The sequence below is a fragment of the Campylobacter subantarcticus LMG 24377 genome (assembly GCF_000816305.1).
Classification (GTDB): Bacteria; Campylobacterota; Campylobacteria; order Campylobacterales; family Campylobacteraceae; genus Campylobacter_D; species Campylobacter_D subantarcticus.
The window spans coordinates 1279888-1299530 of the sequence record NZ_CP007773.1 but is presented as its reverse complement, the minus strand read 5'-3'; the positions used below and the strand labels follow the sequence as shown (position 1 = coordinate 1299530).

The window sequence follows — 19643 nt, the reverse complement described above, 5'->3', positions numbered from 1 at the left end:
AATACTTTAAATTAAGTAAAACTATCTTATAATCGTTATTTTAAATTTACAAGGTTATAACAATGAAAATCCCTTTTATTGATTTAAATGCTCAATATAATGCTTATAAAAATGAAATTGATAATGCAATTAATGATGTTTTGCAAAATGCCTCTTTTATCGGGGGTACAAAATTAGAAGAATTTGAAAGTAATTTAGCTCAATATGTAGGCATTAAACACGCAATAGGTTGCTCAAGTGGTACAAGTGCGCTATTTTTAGCTTTAATGGCTTTGGGTGTAGGTAAGGATGATGAGGTAATTGTACCAAGTTTCACTTTTATAGCTACTGCTGAAATGGTTGCTTTAATTGGCGCAAAACCCGTTTTTGTAGATATTGACTATAAAGATTACAATTTGAGTTTAGAAGAAATACAAAAGGCAGTTACACCCAAAACTAAAGCATTAGTTGCAGTGAGTATTTTTGGGCTTATGCCTGATATGTTTGCTTTAAAAGAACTTTGTAAAAATCATAATATTGCTTTGATAGAAGATGGTGCACAAAGTTTTGGAGCTAGTCAAAAAGATGTAAAATCATGCGCTATGGCCGACATATCTTGTACGAGCTTTTTTCCATCAAAACCTTTAGGAGCTTATGGAGATGGTGGGGCGATTTTTACCCAAGATGATGAATTAGCACAAAGAATAAAAATTTATTTAAACCATGGACAAGTGCAAAGATATAAACACAAGTACATTGGTATAAACGCAAGGCTTGATACAATTCAAGCGGCTATTTTAAATGTGAAATTAAAATATTTAGATGAAGAGATTAAAAAAAGAGAAGCGATAGCTCAAATTTATGATGATAATTTGAAAAATTGTATTTTGCCGCCAAGAAAAGATGGTTTTGTGAATGCTTGGGCGCAATATAGCGTGCGTGTTTCAAATAGAGAAGATTGGATGCAAAAACTACAAGATCAAGGTATTCCGACTGCAGTGCATTATCCTTTAGGACTTCATTTGCAAGAAGCCTTTGAATATCTTGCATATAAAAAAGGCGATTTGCCAAAAACAGAACTTTTAAGTAATGAAATTTTGTCTTTACCTATGAGTGCATTTTTAAAAGAAGAACACCAAGCTAGAGTGATCGAGGCTTTTCAATGAAAATAGGTCTAATAGGTCTTGGAAAAATGGGCAAAAACCACTTAAGAGAGCTTGAGCGTAATTTAAGAGTAAAAGAAATTTATCTTTATGATCCTTTTAATGAAGAACAATTTATACACCCTGTGTATAAAAATTTTGACGAATTTTTAGAACAAAAGCTTGATGGGGTTGTGATCGCTACACCTACTCATACACATTTGGATATCGCTATCAAAGTTTTTTCTAGAGTGAAAAATGTTTTAATCGAAAAACCTTTGGCTTTAAATCTTGATGAAATTTTAATTTTACAGCAAAAAGCTAAGGAGCATAAAGTCAAAGTAGGGGTGGGATTTTGTGAAAGATTTAATCCGGCTGTGTTAACTTTAAAAGAAAAGCTTTTAGATGATGAAATTGTAAGTATTAATATCCAAAGAATTTCACCTTATCCACAAAGAATAAACGATGTAGGTGTTTTAAGTGATCTTAGCGTACATGATATTGACTTAGTTAGATTTTTAAGTCAAGAACAAATTTTAAAAGCAAATATTTATAAAAGTCTTCATCATGATAAATTTGAAAATGAGGCGATGATAAGCTTAAAATTAGAAAATATTTTAGTAAATATCCATGATAGCTGGAATGGACAATATATTATAAGAAAGATCATACTTTTAGGTAAAAAACGTACTTATGAGCTTGATCTTAAAAATTTTGAACTTTTTATCAATATGCAAAAAATTCCAAATTTATATGAAAATTCTCCATTGTACGCTGAGCATGAAGCTTTTTTTGATCTAGTATTAAACGGAGATGGTAAAAATTTAGCTAGCATTGAAGATGCTTTAAAAGTACAAGAAATTTTAGAAGGTGTTGTAAAATGAAATATGTATTTTTTTTAAATATGGGTGGAGTGAATCAACTAGATGAATGTGAAATTTTTTTAAACAATATGTTTAATGATCCTTATATCTTAGGGATTAAAAATGTATTTTTAAGAAAATTTGTAGCTTATATGATAAGAAAATCAAGATTAAAAGCAATGCAACAAAATTATGAAAAAATGGGTGGAAAATCTCCTCTTACTGAAATTACACAAAGTCTGTGTGATAAGTTAAATGCTAAAAACCAAGCATATAAGTTTGATTTTATTAGTTTATATGTGCCACCTTTTGCAAAAGATGTTTTTGCAAAATATGACTTTAAAAGCAATGATGAAATTATTTTATTTCCTTTGTATCCACATCATTCCAAAACAACAGTAACTAGTTCTTTAGAGGTGGTGCAAAATGAATTAAAATCTGTACAAAATCAAGCTAAAATCAAGATTATTGATGTTTTTTATAGTGATGAAAAATACAATGCGATGATCATTAAACATATTTTAGAGAAAAAGAAAGCGTATGATTGTAATGTTTTGATTTTTTCTGCACACTCTTTGCCAGTTTCTGTGATAAAAAAAGGCGACTTGTATGAAAAACACATGCAAGAACATGTGGGTATTTTAAGAGAAAAGCTTAAAAATGAATTTGATGAAGTTATTTTATCATACCAATCAAAACTAGGTCCTGTAAAATGGCTTGAGCCAAATACTAGCGATATTTTAGCAAATTTAGATCAAAAAGCTTTGATTTATCCTATTTCTTTTTGTATTGATTGTTCTGAAACGATTTTTGAGCTTGGTGTGGAGTATAGGCATCTAGCAAAATCTGATTATGAGTTAGTTGCTTGTCCAAACGATAGCGAGGAATTTATAGAGTTTATTATAAATTGTTTATCTTGATATAAATGAAATACAAAGCTAGTTGCTTGAACTAGCTTTGTTTGTTGTTTTATTTTCTATGGGCTTTAAATAACTTTCTTTGATCATAAGATTTACTGTATCTTTAAACATAGGCAATGCGCTTTGTGCAGCATAGTAACTATAAGCTTTGGTTGGATGTCTAACTAAAACCCCTATGGTGTAATTATGCGTTTCATCATTTGCAAAACCAAAGAATGAAGCATTGTAGCGATTTGAAGTATAACCTTTTCTTTCAGCAATCCTTGCAGTACCTGTTTTACCACCTATAATGATACCTTTAGTTTGTGCCTTTTGACCTGTTCCTTTTTCTATTACGTTGATTAAAATTTGTCGCATTGCTTTAGCTGCTTTACTTGAGAGAATTTTTTCTTTTTTAGCTTCTTCATCAAGTTTAATCCAACGTCCATCTTGGTAAATTTTGTTGGCAATTTGTGGGGTGATATAAATACCGTTATTATTAAATACATTGTAGGCAGCTAAAAGCTGTATAAAAGTAGTTTTTAGTCCATATCCATAGCTTAAAACAGACTTTTCAACCTCTCTTAGTCTTTTAGGGTTAGGAATTTCTCCTTTTTGTTCATAAGGAAGATCAATACCGCTTTTTTCCCCAAAGCGGAAAATTCTAAGACCTGAAACGATTTCAAGACTGCTAAGTCTTTGTGCGATTTTAATCATACCAACGTTTGAAGAGTAGGTGATAACCTCTTCCATACTCATTTTATTTTTCTTGTGGTCATCGCGTATGGTAAAACGACCAAGTTTGTATTGACCGCCCTGTGTGTCAATGATTTCATCAACTTTAATTTTATCTAGCATTAATGCAGTGGTAAATATAAAAGGCTTTACAACAGATCCAGCTTCATAGCCATATTCTATCGCGCTTGCATTAAGTACAGAAAGATCTTTTCCGCGGTTTTGTGGATCATATCTTCTTGAGCTAGCTAGTGCTAGAATTTTTCCGCTATTACTTTCCATGATAGCCACAATGATTTCATTGGCTTTTAGGTCCTCATTTCTCTTATCAATTGCTTTTTCCAAACCTTTTTGTAATTTTAAAGAGATGTTAAGATATAAATCACATCCATCTATTTTGCGTTGTTCATAAGAATGTAAATTTAAGATAATATTGCCACCTATATCTCTTAAACCTTGAATTTTTGCATTTTGCAAAGGACTTAAGCATTCATCGTAAGATTTTTCTAAGCCTTTAATGCCTACATTTTTAAAAATTTCACTTTGTTCATCCATATAAGTTCTTGTATAACCAATAACGGGTGTTAGTGAGTCTTTGGGCATATATACGCGATCTTCCTTGTGTTCGATGATGTCAAGACCTCTAGTTTCAACCCTGCCATTGCTATTGGTAAAGGATTTGAAAAAACCTTGAGTATAAAGTTTTTTAGATAGTTCTTTTAAATAACTTGCATCTTTAGAGTTGATATTTTGTAATAATATAAAATTATAACCTCTTTTTTTCTTAGACAGCATTCTTTTTTTTATGTCTTGCATTTGCTCATCGCTTGCACCACTATAAATTTGAAAAAGAGTTAAAAATAATTCTTTTTTGTTGGGATTTAAACTTCTTAGATCAATTTCGGCTCTATAAATTTGTCTACTTGATGTGACAGTGAAATTGTCACTTGTGATGATATTACCTCTAAGAGCGGAAAAGTATTGTTCTTTTTGAGTGTTTGGTATATGGCGTTTTGATGTAAGAAAAAAAGTAGAAAGTAAAAACAAGGCCATAAAAAACAGAGCCATACAAAAAGCAAAAGCTACCTTTGAAACTCTATTTCTAATGGTGTTTGAAAGCATATATTATATTTGAGTTCTTGAAATTTCTTTATATGCGTTTATAGCCTTATTTCTAACTTCAAGCATAAATTTCATGCTCGATTCAGCTTTACTAATAGCTATTGCGGCTTGGTGTAGGTCTTTGACTTCACCTGTTGCAATATCTACCATAGCTGCTTCAGCTGTTTCTTGGGTTTTATTAAGGTTGTTGATTGAATTTTTCAATAAGCTTGAAAACTCATCGCCTATATTTATGTTATTATTGTTGTTGGTTTTGTTTCCAATATTGTTAAATTGATTTATACCATTAATAGTGTTCATTCATTAACCTCTTAATAAATCTATCGCACTTTGTGCTATGGTTTTTGTGCTAGTAAAAGCACTTACATTTGCTTGATAGGCTCTTGTTGCTTCTATTAAATCGGCCATTTCAATCACTGGGTTTATATTTGGAAAAGCAACATATCCTTGTTCATTTGCATCTGGGTGAGATGGGTCAAATTTCATACGGAAATCTTTATCATCTCTTACAACTTTATCCACTACTACGCTCATTATAGCAGGTTTTGCATCTTTTGGAGAAGCCGGATCATTTAAAGGATTTTCATATTCTAAAAAATTATTGTCTTTAGCGATTTGCTTGTTTAGTAATTCATTAAAATCAGTTGCTTTAAAAATCACTTCTCTTCTTCTATATGGACCACCCTCAGCTGTTCTAGTGGTATTGGCATTAGCTATGTTTGAGCTAATTACATTCATTCTAAAACGTTGTGCACTAAGTCCGTATCCGCTAATATCAAAATCACTTAAATAAGCCATTATTTTTCTCCTAGCCTAATTTAGAGCTTGTATCTATGATGGTTGAAAAAATATTACTTTGTCTTCTTAAAACACCATCTAAAGCAGTGATCATCATAGTATTTTTACTCATTTCAGTGGTTTCCACATCAAGATCTACTGTATTTGCATCATTTCTTGCTAAATGTCCATCCCTTAAATAAATAGTTGATTTGTTAGGATCTGGAAATTTCCAAGGTTTTTGATGATTTGCATTTGTACTTGCTAGTTCAAGCTCGTTTTTATCTTTCTTTTTGAAAATTTCATTTGCTCTATTAACCAAAGCAGTTTCAAATTCTATATCTCTTGCTTTATAAAAAGGAGTGTCAACATTTGCAAGGTTAGAACTAATCATTTGACTTCTTAGGTTTCTTCCTGCTAAAGCATCGACAATAAGTTCTTTTGACTTAAAAGGGCTTATCATGTTTTTTCCTTTAAATAAAGCTTTTATAGACTAAAAGCAAAAATCATTCCAAAATATTTAGCTTTTTTGTATATTTATAAGTATATCTTTTTATAGTAAATTTTTAAAATTTTTAAAGCCACTTTCAAGTGAAACTTTGTTTTCTAGTATTTTTAAAAAATCTTTTTTTATCATTTCTTTTGCGCCCATAAATTTTAAATGTTCATTGGGCACCTGGCAGTCTATTAAAAAATCATAAGGTTTTAAAATTTCACAAAGCTTTATTAAAGCTACTTTTGAGGCATCTTTTTTTAAGCTAATCATGCTTTCACCAAAAAACATTTTGCCTATGATAAGCCCGTATAAACCACCAATTAAAACATCATCTTCATATACTTCAACACTATGGGCTAAGTTTTGTTCAAAAAGTTGAGTGTAAACTTCTATAAATTCTTGACTTATCCATGTTTTTTTTCTCAAAGCACAGTGTTTTATGAGTGAGTTAAAATTAAAATCAAGTTTTACTTCATAACTTTTTAGAGCTTTTTTGATGCTTTTTTGTATGCGAACTTCATCAGGGTAAAGCACCATTCTAGGCGAGGGACACCACCAAGTTACAGGGTCGCTAGTCCAGGGAAAAAGCCCTAGGTTATAGGCATAGGGCAGGAAATTGGGCTCTAGTTTTTTGCTGATAAAAACAGGTGCATCATCAGGGCTTTTTAAAAGCTCAGAATACAAAATCGATTTTTTCATTTTTCGTAAGTTTGAGTTTTAAAACACCACCATTTTTTAATCTTCCAAATAAAATTTCATCACTTAATCTCTCACCCAATTCTTCTGCGATAATACGTTTTAACAATCTTACTCCAAATTCTTTATTGTTGGTTTTTTTAGCAAGAAATTCTTTTATATTTTTATCAGCTTGTATTGTGATGTTATTTAAATTTTGTGCCATTAAATCAAGTTCTTTTTGGATTATTTGTTCTAAAATTGTTTGATTTAGATCATTAAAATGAATGATTTTATCAATACGGTTGATAAATTCAGGCGCAAAGAAATCTTTTATAGCTTTATTGCTTTTTTCTTTATCGCTACTTAGAAATCCCAATTCATTGTTTTCTTTTAAACCTAAATTAGAAGTCATAATGATAATGGCGTTTTTAAAATCAGCTTTTAAGCCACTACTATCAGTTAAGCTTGCATTGTCAAAAATTTGTAAAAAGATGTTAGTTAGATCAGGGTGGGCTTTTTCTATCTCATCAAACAAAACTACACTAAAAGGGTTTTTTTTAATACTATTGCTAAGCAAGCCCCCATCTTCATAACCCACATAACCTGCAGAAGTTCCTATGAGCTTGCTTACATCGTGTTTTTGCGAGTATTCGCTCATATCAAATCTTTCAAGATTAAGATTTAAAATTTGTGCTAAATTTTTAGCTAATTCAGTCTTACCCACTCCACTTGAGCCGGTAAATAAAAATACGCCTTTTGGAGTGTTTTTGCCTTTTAATCCTGCATAGCTTTGTTTTAAAATAGAACATAAAGCTTTAATAGCCTCATCTTGTCCAAAGATATTTTGCTTTAAATTAGATTCTAGATTTTTTAGAATTTTTCCTTGATCGCTTTCGTAAATTTTGTGCGAATGCGTCATTCTTGCTAAGGTATTTTCCAAGTCCTTTGTTTTTACTATTTTTTTACTTTTTTTATCTTCTAAAGCAAAACTTGCCCCAAGCTCATCGATTAAATCAATAGCACTATCTGGCAAAAACTTATCGTGTAAAAATTGCTTTGCTAGTTTTATGCTTGTTTGTAAAATTTCATCACTGATTTTGATTTTATGAAAATTTTCATATTTAGTTCTTAAACCTTGTAAGATTAGAAAACATTCTGCTTCGCTTGGTTCATCTATGTCAATTTTTGCAAATCTTCGACTTAGAGCTTTGTTTTTGTCAAAGGTGTTTTTGTACTCTATAAAGGTAGTTGCACCGATACATTTGATATTACCATTGCTTAATGCAGGTTTTAGTAAATTTGACATATCAGCATGGCTTTCGTTGCTTGCTCCTGTTCCTACTATGGTGTGAATTTCATCTATAAACAAAATCGCATTAGGGATATTTTCCAATTCTTTTATAATATCTTTTAACCTTTTTTCAAAATCTCCCCTATATTTTGTCCCTGAAAGTAAACTTGCCATATCAAGACTATAAATTTTTGAATTTTTTAAGTGTTTAGGTACTTTTTCTTCTGCTATAGCTAGTGCTAAACCATCAATAACAGCACTTTTACCAACGCCTGGTTCACCTACTAAAATAGGATTATTTTTTTTACGTCGACTTAGAATTTGCATCATTCTTTCTAGTTCAAATTTTCTACCTATAACCGGGTCTATTTTGCCATTTTTTGCAAGTTCAACTAGTTCTATGGTGTGGGCTTTTAAATTTTCAAATTCTGCACTTTGTAATAATTCGTGTATTTTTTCTTCCTCGATGAAGTGTTTTTTGAGAATATTATATGAATAAGCTTTTTCTTCTTTACAAAGTGCAATAATGAAGTCAATTACTGTATTTTGATTTTTTGCATTAAGTTTATGTAAGATGCTTTCTAAGATCACAGAGAAAGTAGGTTCTATTTCTTTTTTCAAAATTTCATTGTTTTTGGCTAAGTAGTTTTTTAATTCATTTTCAAAGCCTTGTAAATCACCATCTCCAATTTCTTCTAGTAAATTCTTAAAATCATTGCTAAGTTTAACCAAAGCAAAAAGTAAGTGTTCACAAGTGATAAATTCATGGTGATTGATAAAGCTTAAGTGTCTTGCATTGGGTACAAATGAATCAATTAATTCTTTATATTTCATTGTTCTTCTATCCTTGTTTGGAGTGGAAAGTTATTGTTCTTTGCTACTATGTCAACTTGTTGCTTTTTGCTTAATGCGATTTCTTCTGTATATACGCCGCAAACCCCACTACCTTGATGGTGAATTTCAAGCATAATTGCACTAGCTTTTTCAAAGTCATGATGAAAAACATTCATTAAAATTTCAATCACAAAATCCATGGTTGTCACATCATCATTTAAAAGCAAAACCTTAAACATTTTAGGTTCTGCTAGTTTTTGTTGTTCTAAAATTTCACTTTTTAGACTCATTTAATATCCTAGTAATATCTTCTTGCATAGTTTGAGTAGAAACTTTTCCAAGATAATATTTCACATAACTTTTTGAGTCTTTATTCCAAAAATCTGTTAAATCTTGATAGTTTCCATCTTTTAAAACTACTTTAAAAGGAAGTTGTTCCATACTTTGGTAATTGATATCTTTTAAAGCTTGTGCAACAATTCTATCATTTTCTTTAGAATTGCTTAAGAAATAATAAGCTCCATATTTAATGGCAAAATCTTTTACGGCTTGGTCGCTAACATTTTCAAAATGACTTAGCCCTATGATGATAAAATTGTCAGCATTTTTTTGCCATAAACTTGTTAGATGAGTGGCTTCTTCTTGACAAGGTGTACAAAAGGTTCCAAAAAAATCAAACATTAAAATTTTATTCTCTTCACCTTTTACTACAAAACCATTTTGTGTTCTTACTAAGGTTTTCTCGCCACCATTGACATTTTTTAAAAGAATTTCATCACCCATTTTGTATTCAGTAAATGCAAATTCATTTTCGATTTTTTCTTCATTTGAGCAGGCACTTATTAAAAATGCAAAAGCAAATGTAAAAAATAAATAAGTAAATTTTTTCATTAAGATCCTTTTTTTAATAATGATTTTTCATAGCAGCTCTTGCTTCAAGATCTGCTTGTTTTTTCTTTAGGCTTTCTCTTTTGTCGTGTAAGTTTTTTCCTTTAGCTAAGGCTATTAAGGCTTTCGCTTTATTTTTTTCATTAAAATAAAGTTCTAATGGCACTATAGTAAAGCCTTGGGTGCTGATTTTACCAAAAAGCCTATCAATTTGCTTTTTATGCATTAGAAGTTTTCGTGCGCCTTTTTCATCATGTTTGTAAAATGAATGAGTAGTGCTAAGATGAGAAATGTGTGCATTGAGTAAAAAAATTTCACCCTTAATAATACGCACAAAAGAATCTTTTAAATTAGCTCTTGAAGCTCTTAATGCTACTACTTCAGAACCCTTTAAAACAATACCTGCTTCAAGTTTTTCCAAAATTTCATAATCAAAAAAAGCTTTTTTGTTTTTTACTATAGTTTTTTTCATCATTTAGCCTTAAAAACTCCACTTCCACTTCCACTTAAAAAATAAGCCTCATCAAGAAAAGTTTGCATTTTAGGGTAAATTTTTACACAAGGAGTAAATAAGTCGTTTAAATCGGTATTTTTATATTCCAAAATTTCACTTGTTTTGAGTGTTTTGAGTGTTTTAGCTAAATTTAAATTTGCTTTTAAATCATATGAACTTTTATCAAATGCTTTATATACTTTTGCACTTGAGCATTCAATAGTAGGAAAAGTAAAATCAAATTGGGTAAAATCATCTTCAAAATATTCTACAATCTCACCACACCCACTAACATTTGCACTATCATATCCACTTAAAAAAAAGATTAAATCAGAGCCTAGTTTTTGGCAGATTTGTTCAAGTTGTTGTTGGTTGAGTTTTAAATTTAAAGCTTCGTTGATCATTAATAAAAATGCAACTGCATCAGTGCTACTTCCACCAAGTCCCCCGCCAATTGGAATATTTTTAATAAGTTTTAAGCTTTTGTCTTTAAAAAATTCATTTAATTTATTAGAAAATCCTAAATTTTCTAATTCTTTATAAGCTTTGCGTATGATAGTATCTTGGGTAAAATTTCCAGTGATTTCAAATCCTTCTTTAGTTTTTTCATCACTAAAGCTTAACTCATCAAAAATATCTTTTAATAAAACAAAGCGTGATTGTAATAAATGATAAGATTTTGAATCAATTCCTATGATTTTTAAAAAAATATTAGCTTTTGCATAAGCTTTCATTTTTTAAGCTTTTTACTTAGATCATCAAGTTTTATCGTTTCATCGCTAATTGCATGTAAATTTTCACTTTTTACTTGCTCGATAAGTTCTTTGCGTAGTATCATTAAAGATTTTGGAGCTTCAATACCTATTTTAGCATAACCTTTACCTGTTTGAACTATTTTAATTTCTATATCATCTCCGATTTTTATACTTTCATTTTCTTTTCTTGATAAAATTAACATTTTAATACCTTATTTAAATAATATTGCACTTGATTATCTTGGATAGAAATGATAGAAAAAAAATCTTTTTCTTCTAAAATATAGCTACCTTCTTCTTGAATTTTTAAATCATCCAAAAATATTTTTTGTCCATTGTGTAATTTTTGGGGATATTTTATCGTATTTTTTCTAAGATTTAAATAAGCCAAAGGATTTAACTCTTTTTCATTCTCATAAAAAAACTTTCCCTCGCTTAAACGTTCTAATGAGCTTAACGTGGCTTTAATGCCTAGTTTTCTAGCAAATAACTCACAATAAGAGCGTATATAAGAACCTTCACTAACTGCTATTTCTATAGTTAAAAAAGGATGATTGTAGTGTAAAATTTTAGTATAAAAAATTTCCATAACACAGGGCTTTAAATTGACTTTAAAACCTCTTTTTGCAAGTTCATATGAGCGTACACCATCTATTTTTTTTGCACAAAATGCGGGTGGGGTGTAGGTGATTTTACCTAAAAGTTCATTTTTAATTTGTTCTAAAACTTTCTCATCAAAAGCATTGATAAGGTTGATTTCTTTGATATTTTGATTATCAAGGCTTAGTGAATGCACACCTAGCCAAAGTGTTGCTTTGTAAACCTTTGGGTTTTTATCAAAAAAACGAAAAAGTTTTGTGTATTGATCAAAGGCTATGAGTAAAACACCTTTTGCAAAAGGATCAAGTGTTCCTGAAAAACCTGCTTTTTTATTTTTATATTTTTTCTTGAGTTTACTTAAAAAAGCATTAGAACTCATTCCGCTTGGTTTATAAGCTACAAAAAGTTTATTCATATCACTTTTTCTACAAAACTTGACATTATCATTCTTTCTATGCCTCCAAAATTAATCGTGAGTTTTTCTTCAACACCTATTTTACTTACCCCAGTGACTCTGCCTATGCCAAAAATTTTATGTTTGATTAAATCTCCTTTTTTATAGCAATTTTTTTGATGATCTAAGGTTAGTTCTTTTTTGATTACATTACTCTCACCAAAAAATCTACTTTTTTCTAATCTTGTACGACTTCCTTTATAAAATCTAGAATTAGCGTAACTTAAATAAAGTTTTTTCTTAGCTCTAGTGATTGCCACATAGGCTAGTCTTCTTTCTTCTTCTATATTGCTTGATTCACTAGTAAGTGGAAAAAAACCTTCTTCTAATCCTATGATAAAAACATGATCAAATTCCAACCCCTTGCTTGCATGGATACTCATGATACAAATGCTTTCTTTATCTAATCCATCTTGTTCGTTTAATAAAGAAATTTCATTTAAAATATCATCTAAGCCATTGTAGTTACCATGAGTGATTTTGTCTTTTAAATTTGCATAAAGCTCATCTATATTTAAAAGCTTGTCTTCTCCTTCTGGGTTATCTTTGTAAAATTCTTTAATCTTAAATTCATCTTCTAAAGCTAAAATCATTCCAAGCATATCATCTTTTTCTTTGATTTTATGTATGCTTAGTATGAACTTTTCTAATTCATTATCGGTTTTTTTGCTAAAAAAGCCACTTCCTTGCAAAGTACATAGACTTTCAAACAAAGACAAATGATTTTCTTTAGCATAATTTTCTAGCTTTTCTAAACTTGCATTACCAAAGTTTCTTTTAGGGCGGTTGATAATGCGTTTAAAAGAATAATCGTCATTTAAATTTGAAAACAATCTTAAATAAGAAATAATATCTTTAATTTCAGCTCTTTCATAAAAACGAATTCCGCTTAGTAGTTTAAAAGGAATTTTTTCTTTACTAAAAGCTTCTTCAAGAGCACGAGATAGGGCATTTACTCTATAAAGTATGGCTATTTCACTAGGATTAATTCCTGAGTTTAAAAGTTTTGAAACTTCTCTTGCAACTTTAAAACTTTCAATCTTTTCATCATCGTTTTGTAAAATTGTAATTTCTTCGCCCTCATCTTTGGTGCAAATTAAAGTTTTTCCCAGTCTTTTTCTATTATGCTCTATAAGCTCATTTGCAGCTTGTAAAATAGCGCTAGTTGAGCGATAATTTTGTTCTAGTTTGACTAATTTTACATTATTAAATTGTTCTTTAAAATTTAAAATATTTTCTATTTTAGCCCCACGCCAACCATAAATACTTTGATCATCATCACCTACTACACAGATGTTTTCATGAGATGTGCAAAGTTTTTTTAGAATTTGATATTGCAAGGCATTGGTATCTTGATACTCATCTACTGTTATATAGGTATATTTTTGACTTTGTTCTTGTGCAAATTGTTCATCTTCTAAAATTTTATTAGTTAGCATGAGTAAATCATCAAAATCCATGAAATTATTTTGGATTAAAAAATTTTCATATTGTTCGTAAAGATAAATGATCTCTTCGTGATTTTTATTTTTTTCATCTTTTAAAAATTCTAATTCCTTGCGAATTTCTTGAGCGCTTTTACTTTGATTTTTAAAATTTGAAATATAAGCCCCAATGCTTGCTAGGGAATTTTTAAGATTTTCATTTGCTAGGTCTTTTAAAATTTTCTTTTTATCATCTGTGTCGATGATGACAAAATTATTCGCTCTAGCAATTCTTTCGCTATAAAGCCTTAAAAATAATAAGCCAAATTTATGAAAAGTACACAAAAGAGGATTGTGTAAATTTTGATCTTGCAAAAGTGCCAATGCTCTAGTTTTCATCACATTAGCAGCTTTATTGGTGAAAGTTAGTGTAAGGGTATTTTGTGCAGGAATGCCCACATGGTCAATCAAATAAGCAAGTCTAGTGGTTATAGTTTTAGTCTTACCACTGCCCGCACCTGCTAAAATAAGCATAGCTCCATCAATGTGCATGATAGCTTCTTTTTGACTATCGTTTAATCCTTCAAAAAAACTCATTTTTTAAATAAGTCTTTATTGTTGGGATTGTTTAAAAAAGCATTCATAGACTTTTCTTTAAGTTTTTGCTCGCTTTGTTTTTTAAAATAATTAGAAAAATTAACAAAGATGATATTATCTTCAACTTGAATTTGGGTAATTGCGCCTAAATCTACTTTTACAAAGGTTGCAAAATCATCCGGTCCAAAGCCCGCATGAAATTCAATATGTTCTTTGTTTAAAACTATGGATTTAAAAGTATAGCCACCAAGTGCAAAAACACAATAATGATTTTTACTCACTACATCTAAATCTTGTGGTAAAGGAGGCTCTAGAGTGACAAACTTGGTGTTGACAATAATATTAAATTCAATATCTTCTTGAATTAAAATTTGCAGACACTCATAAATGCTTTTTTGCATTAAGTCTATAAAAGTTTTGTTGTTTAGTATTTTATCAATCATTACTCAACCTTAAAAATTCATCTACTAGTTTTCTAACTTGCTCTAGGCCTATATTCCAAAATTCATCACTTTCAATATCAAAACCAAACATAGCCACAAGCTCTTTTGGACTTTTACTTCCGCCACTACTTAAAAAATCAATATAAATCGAAGTAAAATCGGTGCATTTTCCACTTTTATATAGACCATAAAGCGCTAAAACCAAAAGTTGTGCATATGCATATGCATAGCAGTAAAATGGAGAGTGTATAAAATGTGGTATATAAGAATACCAAAGACCATAGTTTTTGGTTAAAATCACGCTATCTTGAAACATTTTTCTTGATTCTTCAAGCCAGATTTGACTTAATTCATCAACGCTAAGTTCTTCTTTTTTAGCATGAAATCTGCGTTCAAAAGTAGTAAAATTAATCTGTCTATAAAGTGTGGCGAAAATATCTTCAATTTTTGCTGCATATAAAGATAAAAGTTCTTCTTTGTTTAAATTTTCTTTAATGTGATCAAAAATCAACATCTCAGCAAAAACAGAAGCGGTTTCTGCTGTGGTTAAAGGCGTATCTTGATTTAAAAAACTTACTTTATAGGAAAGTTTTTGATGTATGGTGTGGCCTAGCTCATGTGCTAGGGTGAAAAGATCGCGTCTTTGGTTGGTATAGTTTAAAAGTATAAAAGGATGGCTTAGTGGTGTGCTTGAGTGAGAAAATGCTCCACTTTGTTTAAATTCTTTAGGATAAATATCAATCCAATTATTCTCAAAAGCTTCTTTTGCTATCATATAAAAATCTTTAGAAAATTTTTCAAAGGCTTTTAAAACTATACCCTTTCCTTGATCAAAATCAATCTGCATTTCTTTTCCAATAGGTGCATAACGATCATAATCTTTTAACTTTTTATACCCTAGAACTTTTTTCTTTGCATTGTAAAATTTAGAGACAATATCAAAACTATTTTCACTTGTATAAATAAGCGCATCAACGCTTTTTTTGGAAATTTGATTTCTTATATGTCTTGAGCTTTCTGGACTCTCATAGGATCTTAGCTCGCAAATACTAGCAAGTTCACTTTTAATCATATTGAAAATATATACTAAAAGCTTGTTATGTTTTTTTAAGGTTTTGCTAAAACATTTTGAAGCTTTTTTTCTAATGCTTCTATCTTTATCATAAAGTTTGCTTAGAATTTCTTCCTCGCTTAATTTTTGTCCTTCAAAATTAAATTTTAAAGCACTAAAGGTTTCATCAAATAATCTTGCAAATGCATTTGAACCTGTACTTGATAGAGTCAGGATAACTCTTTCTTCTTTTTTAGAAAGATTGTGTTTTTTGTGTTTGATAAGATTATTTAAATAAAACTCATAATCTTTACAAAATGTGATGAAAATTTTACCTTTTTCTTCTTTTAACTCACAAAATTCAAGTTCAAAAAATAAAAGATTTTCTTCTATTTTTTTACTTAAATTTTCATATTTTGCATAAAAAGCACCTTTGGTAGTATCTTGAGCAAAATTTAAATACACATAGGTTAGTATGTGAGAAAGTTTTAAGATTAATTCTTCATAGTTTTTTAAAGCTTGCAAGAATTGCTCATTACTTAAACCATGAAGATTATTTTCATATTGTTTTTTAAATTCATAAGCTTCATCTTGGGTTTTTTGTAAAAAAAGATTTAATTCTTGCTCATCTTTAAATAATGTATTTAAGTTCCAGTTTTGCATGATTTTAGCTTTCTAAAATGAGTTTTTTTAATACAGCCATTCTAATGGCAACACCATTTTTAACTTGAGTTAAAACCTTGCATCTTTTATCAGCCATTACTTCATCGCTAATATCGATATTTCTATGTACAGGACCAGGATGTAAGATAATGAGATTTTTATCTTTTATTAAATCTTTGCTAATACAAAAATCATTTGCATAATCTTTAAGCGATGCATAGGTTGGAATATTGTGTCTTTCAGTTTGTGTTCTAAGACTCATGATAATATCTACATCATCAATAACTTCTTTTAATTTATTTGTTTTTTTAATAGGATAATTTGGCATAAAATGAGGCGGGGCTACTAGGGTAATGTCTATACCAAAACGAGGTAATAATTCTAAATTTGAAGCAGCAACGCGTGAGTTTTTAATATCTCCTGCTATTGCTATTTTTTTACCTTTAACATTATAATCAAAATGCTCCATTATGGTAAAAAGATCAAGTAAAGCTTGGGTAGGATGAGCGTGTTTACCATCACCTCCATTAACTATAGGACAATGAGTATAATTTGCTAAAGTATGAGATACGCCTGAGTTTTTGTGTCTAACTACAATAGCACTTGGTGCCATTGCATCTAAATTCGCAGCAGTATCAAAAAGTGTTTCGCCTTTGCTTGAACTACTTCTTGAAACATCTAATTTTAAAACTTTAGCACCTAGTCTTCTTGCGGCTGTTTCAAAGCTTGATTGAGTGCGTGTTGAATTTTCAAAGAAAATTGTTGTAACACTTTTTCCTTCTAAAAATGTACGCGGTTTTTCATCCAAAAATTCTTTTGCTTCTTTAAATAAAGCCAAGATTTCATCATTGTTAAAATCTTTTGTAGTAATTAAATGCCTCATAAGCCCTCCTTAAATTTTTAAATTAAGCTCATTATCTGAACAAATAGCACTAAATAAAACATCTGTTGAGCTATTTAATGCAGTTTCAACACTATCTTGGATAACCCCTATGATAAAACCAACCGCAACTACTTGCATAGCTATGTCATAATCAATATTAAACAAAGAGCAAGCAAGTGGTATAAGTAAGAGTGAACCTCCAGCAACCCCGCTAGCTCCACAAGCTGCAAATGCAGCTAAAACACTCAAAAGCATAGCTTGTAAAAAGTTTATTTCAATACCTACTGTGTGAGCTGCCGCAAGACTTAATATGGCTATGGTTACAGCTGCCCCTGCCATATTAATCGTAGCACCTAAAGGAATGGAAATGCTATAAAGACTATTATTGATGTTTAATTTAGAGCAAAGAGCCATGTTTACAGGGATGTTAGCAGCAGAACTTCTTGTGAAGAATGCAAAAACAGCACTATGTTTTAAACAAATAAAAATAAGTGGATAGGGATTTTTTTTAGTGTATACAAATACAATTAAAGCATTAATTACAAAAGCGACAAAAAACATAGTTAAAACCAAAACTAATAATAATTTAGCATAGCTTAAAAGCCCTGCTGCTCCTGTTTGAGCAACTGAATTAGCCACAAGTCCAAAAATTCCAAAAGGAGCAAGCTTGACTATAAATTTAACAATTTTTAATACACCCTCATTTATATCAGTAAAAAGTTGTTTTGCATCATTAGAGCAATGTCTTAGAGCAAAACCACCGCCTATAGCCCAAGCTAAAATACTTAAATAATTCCCAGATGATAGGGCATGGATAGGGTTGTTTACTACTTGGAATAATAAATTTTTAAAAACCTCACCTATATGTGCAGGAGTACTTGTAGATGCTTTGTCAATATCGGTTAATACTAACTCTATAGGAAAAATAAAACTAACACTTACTGCGCTTAAAGATGCAAGAAAGGTACCAAAGATATATAGAAAAATGATGTGTTTAATTTTTTTGCTTCCATAATTAAATTCTTTGGTGCAAATTGTGGTTAAGATTAAAATAAAAACCAAAATAGGTGCAATAGCCTTGAGTGCTCCTGTAAATAAAGCGCCAAAAATATTTGCAAAAATAGCCAAATCTTTAGAAAAAATACCAACTAAAATCCCCAAAAAAATTCCAATGCAAATTTGTAAAATAAGATTGCCATTTTTATAGTGCCAAATTACGCATGAAAATACATTCATTCAATGCCTTTGTTTTTTAAGATAAATTTTAATTTATTCTAGCAAAGTAAAGCTTAAATAAGCTTTTTTGTTTTTTTAAGCTACTATGTGGTATTATTTTGTAAATTTTAATATTTTAGTAATAGACATTAAAAAGGAAAAAAATGTATTTATTTACTTCTGAAGTTGTGAGTGCAGGGCATCCTGATAAATGTGCAGATATTATCGCAGATTCTATAGTGGATACTTTTTTAACTCATGATAAAGATTCAAGGGTTGCTAGTGAAGTTTTTGTAGCAGGAAATAAAGTTGTCATTGGTGGTGAGATTAAGTCAAAACATAAGCTTGAAAAAAACGATTATGAAAATATTGTAAAAAAAGCTTTAGCGGATATTGGCTATAATGGACATCCACATTTTAGTAAAAAGCAATGTTTACATCCTGATGATTTAGATGTAATGGTATTTTTAAATGAGCAAAGTCCTGATATCAACCAAGGTGTTGATCAAGAAGATGGAGAAATTGGCGCAGGTGATCAAGGGATTATGTTTGGTTTTGCAAGTAATGAAGCTAAAGAATATATGCCAGCGGCTATTTCTTACGCTAGAATGCTTTGTGATAAAGTATATGAGTTTGCAAAAAATAATCCTGATAAACTTGGTGTAGATATTAAAACTCAAGTTACTATTGATTATGTTAGCAAAGAAAATTTTGAAAATTGCAAACCGCAAAGCATTCATACTATTGTAGTTTCAGCTCCTTGTGTTGAAAGTATGAAAATAGAAGACTTAAGAGCTTTGGTGATGGAGTTGATTTTGGATTCTAATTTACCAAAAGAACTTTTTTGTCCAGAAAAAACAAGAATTTTAATCAATCCAACTGGCAAATATGTCAACCATAGTTCATTGCATGATAGTGGTTTAACAGGAAGAAAACTTATAGTGGATAGTTTTGGTGGCTATGCTCCAATAGGAGGTGGCGCACAATCTTCTAAAGATTATACCAAAGTTGATAGAAGCGGGCTTTATGCTGCAAGATGGCTTGCTAAAAATATTGTAGCAGCAGGTCTTGCTAAAAAATGCATAGTGCAACTTTCTTATGCGATAGGTGTTGCTAAGCCAACTTCTGTAAGCGTAGACTGCATGGGAACAAATACAAGATTAAATGATGATATTTTAAGTGATTTTGTAATGAAAACTTTCCCATTAACTCCAAATTGGATTAAAAATAAATTTAATCTTGATAAGCCAAGTAAAGATACTTTTATGTATGCTGATGTTGCTGCTCGTGGTCAAGTGGGGCAGGCTGATTACCCTTGGGAGAAATTAGACGCAGTTGAGGAATTTAAAGCATTGTAAAAT

At 30.2% G+C, this 19643-nt stretch carries 21 protein-coding genes; 4 read left to right on the top strand and 17 right to left on the bottom strand.

Translation table 11 applies throughout. The features are described 5' to 3' along the window. The first annotated feature begins 68 nt into the window (after positions 1-68). Genes CSUB8523_RS06730 through hemH form a run of 3 tightly spaced genes read left to right on the top strand, consistent with a single transcriptional unit; the run spans position 69 to position 2904 of the window. Entirely contained in the window at positions 69-1145 is a 1077-nt protein-coding gene (locus tag CSUB8523_RS06730) for a DegT/DnrJ/EryC1/StrS family aminotransferase (protein WP_082019386.1), read from the top strand. After that, a complete protein-coding gene (locus CSUB8523_RS06725) occupies positions 1142-2005 on the top strand; it encodes a Gfo/Idh/MocA family protein (protein WP_043020004.1) in 864 nt (287 codons plus the stop codon). The genes CSUB8523_RS06730 and CSUB8523_RS06725 overlap by 4 nt, the downstream gene beginning before the upstream one ends. Next, on the top strand, positions 2002-2904 hold the full coding sequence (gene hemH / locus CSUB8523_RS06720; RefSeq protein ID WP_043020003.1) for a ferrochelatase: 903 nt from the start codon (positions 2002-2004) through the stop codon (positions 2902-2904). Before CSUB8523_RS06725 ends, hemH begins: the two co-directional genes overlap by 4 nt. Before the next feature lie 18 nt (positions 2905-2922). Here the strand turns inward: hemH and CSUB8523_RS06715 are convergent, their stop codons facing one another. From CSUB8523_RS06715 to sstT, 17 genes are all read right to left on the bottom strand, one after another. Beyond that, complete coding sequence (locus CSUB8523_RS06715; RefSeq protein WP_043020002.1) at positions 2923-4740, bottom strand: cell division protein FtsI/penicillin-binding protein; 1818 nt, start codon at positions 4738-4740, stop codon at positions 2923-2925. A gap of 3 nt (positions 4741-4743) precedes the next feature. Further along, positions 4744-5040, bottom strand: coding sequence for a flagellar hook-basal body complex protein FliE (gene fliE / locus CSUB8523_RS06710; protein ID WP_043020001.1), 297 nt, complete (start codon positions 5038-5040; stop codon positions 4744-4746). A gap of 3 nt (positions 5041-5043) precedes the next feature. Further along, positions 5044-5538 (bottom strand): flagellar basal body rod protein FlgC, encoded by a 495-nt coding sequence (gene flgC, locus CSUB8523_RS06705; RefSeq protein WP_043020000.1) that lies wholly within the window; start codon positions 5536-5538, stop codon positions 5044-5046. 10 nt (positions 5539-5548) lie between these two features. Continuing rightward, the gene (flgB, locus tag CSUB8523_RS06700) at positions 5549-5980 is read right to left on the bottom strand and encodes a flagellar basal body rod protein FlgB (protein WP_039664255.1); all 432 of its coding nucleotides are present in this window, start codon (positions 5978-5980) and stop codon (positions 5549-5551) included. Positions 5981-6070: 90 nt separating this feature from the next. Then, on the bottom strand, positions 6071-6712 hold the full coding sequence (gene aat, locus CSUB8523_RS06695) for a leucyl/phenylalanyl-tRNA--protein transferase (protein WP_043019999.1): 642 nt from the start codon (positions 6710-6712) through the stop codon (positions 6071-6073). Then, the gene (locus tag CSUB8523_RS06690) at positions 6687-8816 is read right to left on the bottom strand and encodes an ATP-dependent ClpAP protease, ATP-binding subunit ClpA (protein WP_043019998.1); all 2130 of its coding nucleotides are present in this window, start codon (positions 8814-8816) and stop codon (positions 6687-6689) included. Before CSUB8523_RS06690 ends, aat begins: the two co-directional genes overlap by 26 nt. Beyond that, on the bottom strand, positions 8813-9106 hold the full coding sequence (locus CSUB8523_RS06685) for an ATP-dependent Clp protease adaptor ClpS (protein ID WP_043019997.1): 294 nt from the start codon (positions 9104-9106) through the stop codon (positions 8813-8815). Before CSUB8523_RS06685 ends, CSUB8523_RS06690 begins: the two co-directional genes overlap by 4 nt. Continuing rightward, positions 9090-9707 (bottom strand): thioredoxin domain-containing protein, encoded by a 618-nt coding sequence (locus CSUB8523_RS06680; protein ID WP_043019996.1) that lies wholly within the window; start codon positions 9705-9707, stop codon positions 9090-9092. The genes CSUB8523_RS06685 and CSUB8523_RS06680 overlap by 17 nt, the downstream gene beginning before the upstream one ends. 13 nt (positions 9708-9720) lie before the next feature. Then, positions 9721-10176, bottom strand: a complete 456-nt coding sequence (smpB, locus tag CSUB8523_RS06675; RefSeq protein ID WP_039664250.1) for an SsrA-binding protein SmpB — start codon at positions 10174-10176, stop codon at positions 9721-9723. Beyond that, positions 10176-10931 (bottom strand): 4-(cytidine 5'-diphospho)-2-C-methyl-D-erythritol kinase, encoded by a 756-nt coding sequence (locus tag CSUB8523_RS06670; protein ID WP_043019995.1) that lies wholly within the window; start codon positions 10929-10931, stop codon positions 10176-10178. The genes smpB and CSUB8523_RS06670 overlap by 1 nt, the downstream gene beginning before the upstream one ends. Next, a complete protein-coding gene (gene csrA / locus CSUB8523_RS06665; protein WP_039664248.1) occupies positions 10928-11155 on the bottom strand; it encodes a carbon storage regulator CsrA in 228 nt (75 codons plus the stop codon). The genes CSUB8523_RS06670 and csrA overlap by 4 nt, the downstream gene beginning before the upstream one ends. After that, a complete protein-coding gene (locus CSUB8523_RS06660) occupies positions 11149-11967 on the bottom strand; it encodes a pseudouridine synthase family protein (RefSeq protein WP_043019994.1) in 819 nt (272 codons plus the stop codon). Before CSUB8523_RS06660 ends, csrA begins: the two co-directional genes overlap by 7 nt. Beyond that, positions 11964-14027, bottom strand: a complete 2064-nt coding sequence (locus CSUB8523_RS06655) for a UvrD/REP family helicase (RefSeq protein ID WP_043019993.1) — start codon at positions 14025-14027, stop codon at positions 11964-11966. The genes CSUB8523_RS06660 and CSUB8523_RS06655 overlap by 4 nt, the downstream gene beginning before the upstream one ends. After that, on the bottom strand, positions 14024-14470 hold the full coding sequence (locus tag CSUB8523_RS06650; protein ID WP_039664245.1) for a hypothetical protein: 447 nt from the start codon (positions 14468-14470) through the stop codon (positions 14024-14026). Before CSUB8523_RS06650 ends, CSUB8523_RS06655 begins: the two co-directional genes overlap by 4 nt. Beyond that, on the bottom strand, positions 14463-16184 hold the full coding sequence (locus CSUB8523_RS06645) for a M3 family oligoendopeptidase (RefSeq protein WP_043019992.1): 1722 nt from the start codon (positions 16182-16184) through the stop codon (positions 14463-14465). Before CSUB8523_RS06645 ends, CSUB8523_RS06650 begins: the two co-directional genes overlap by 8 nt. Positions 16185-16188: 4 nt before the next feature. Then, complete coding sequence (locus tag CSUB8523_RS06640) at positions 16189-17067, bottom strand: aspartate carbamoyltransferase catalytic subunit (RefSeq protein ID WP_043019991.1); 879 nt, start codon at positions 17065-17067, stop codon at positions 16189-16191. Positions 17068-17076: 9 nt separating this feature from the next. After that, positions 17077-18303, bottom strand: coding sequence for a serine/threonine transporter SstT (gene sstT, locus CSUB8523_RS06635; protein ID WP_039664242.1), 1227 nt, complete (start codon positions 18301-18303; stop codon positions 17077-17079). A 143-nt stretch (positions 18304-18446) separates the two neighbouring features. Between sstT and metK the strand changes: the two genes are divergently transcribed. Continuing rightward, positions 18447-19640, top strand: coding sequence for a methionine adenosyltransferase (gene metK / locus CSUB8523_RS06630; protein ID WP_039664241.1), 1194 nt, complete (start codon positions 18447-18449; stop codon positions 19638-19640). The last annotated feature ends 3 nt before the right edge of the window (positions 19641-19643 follow it).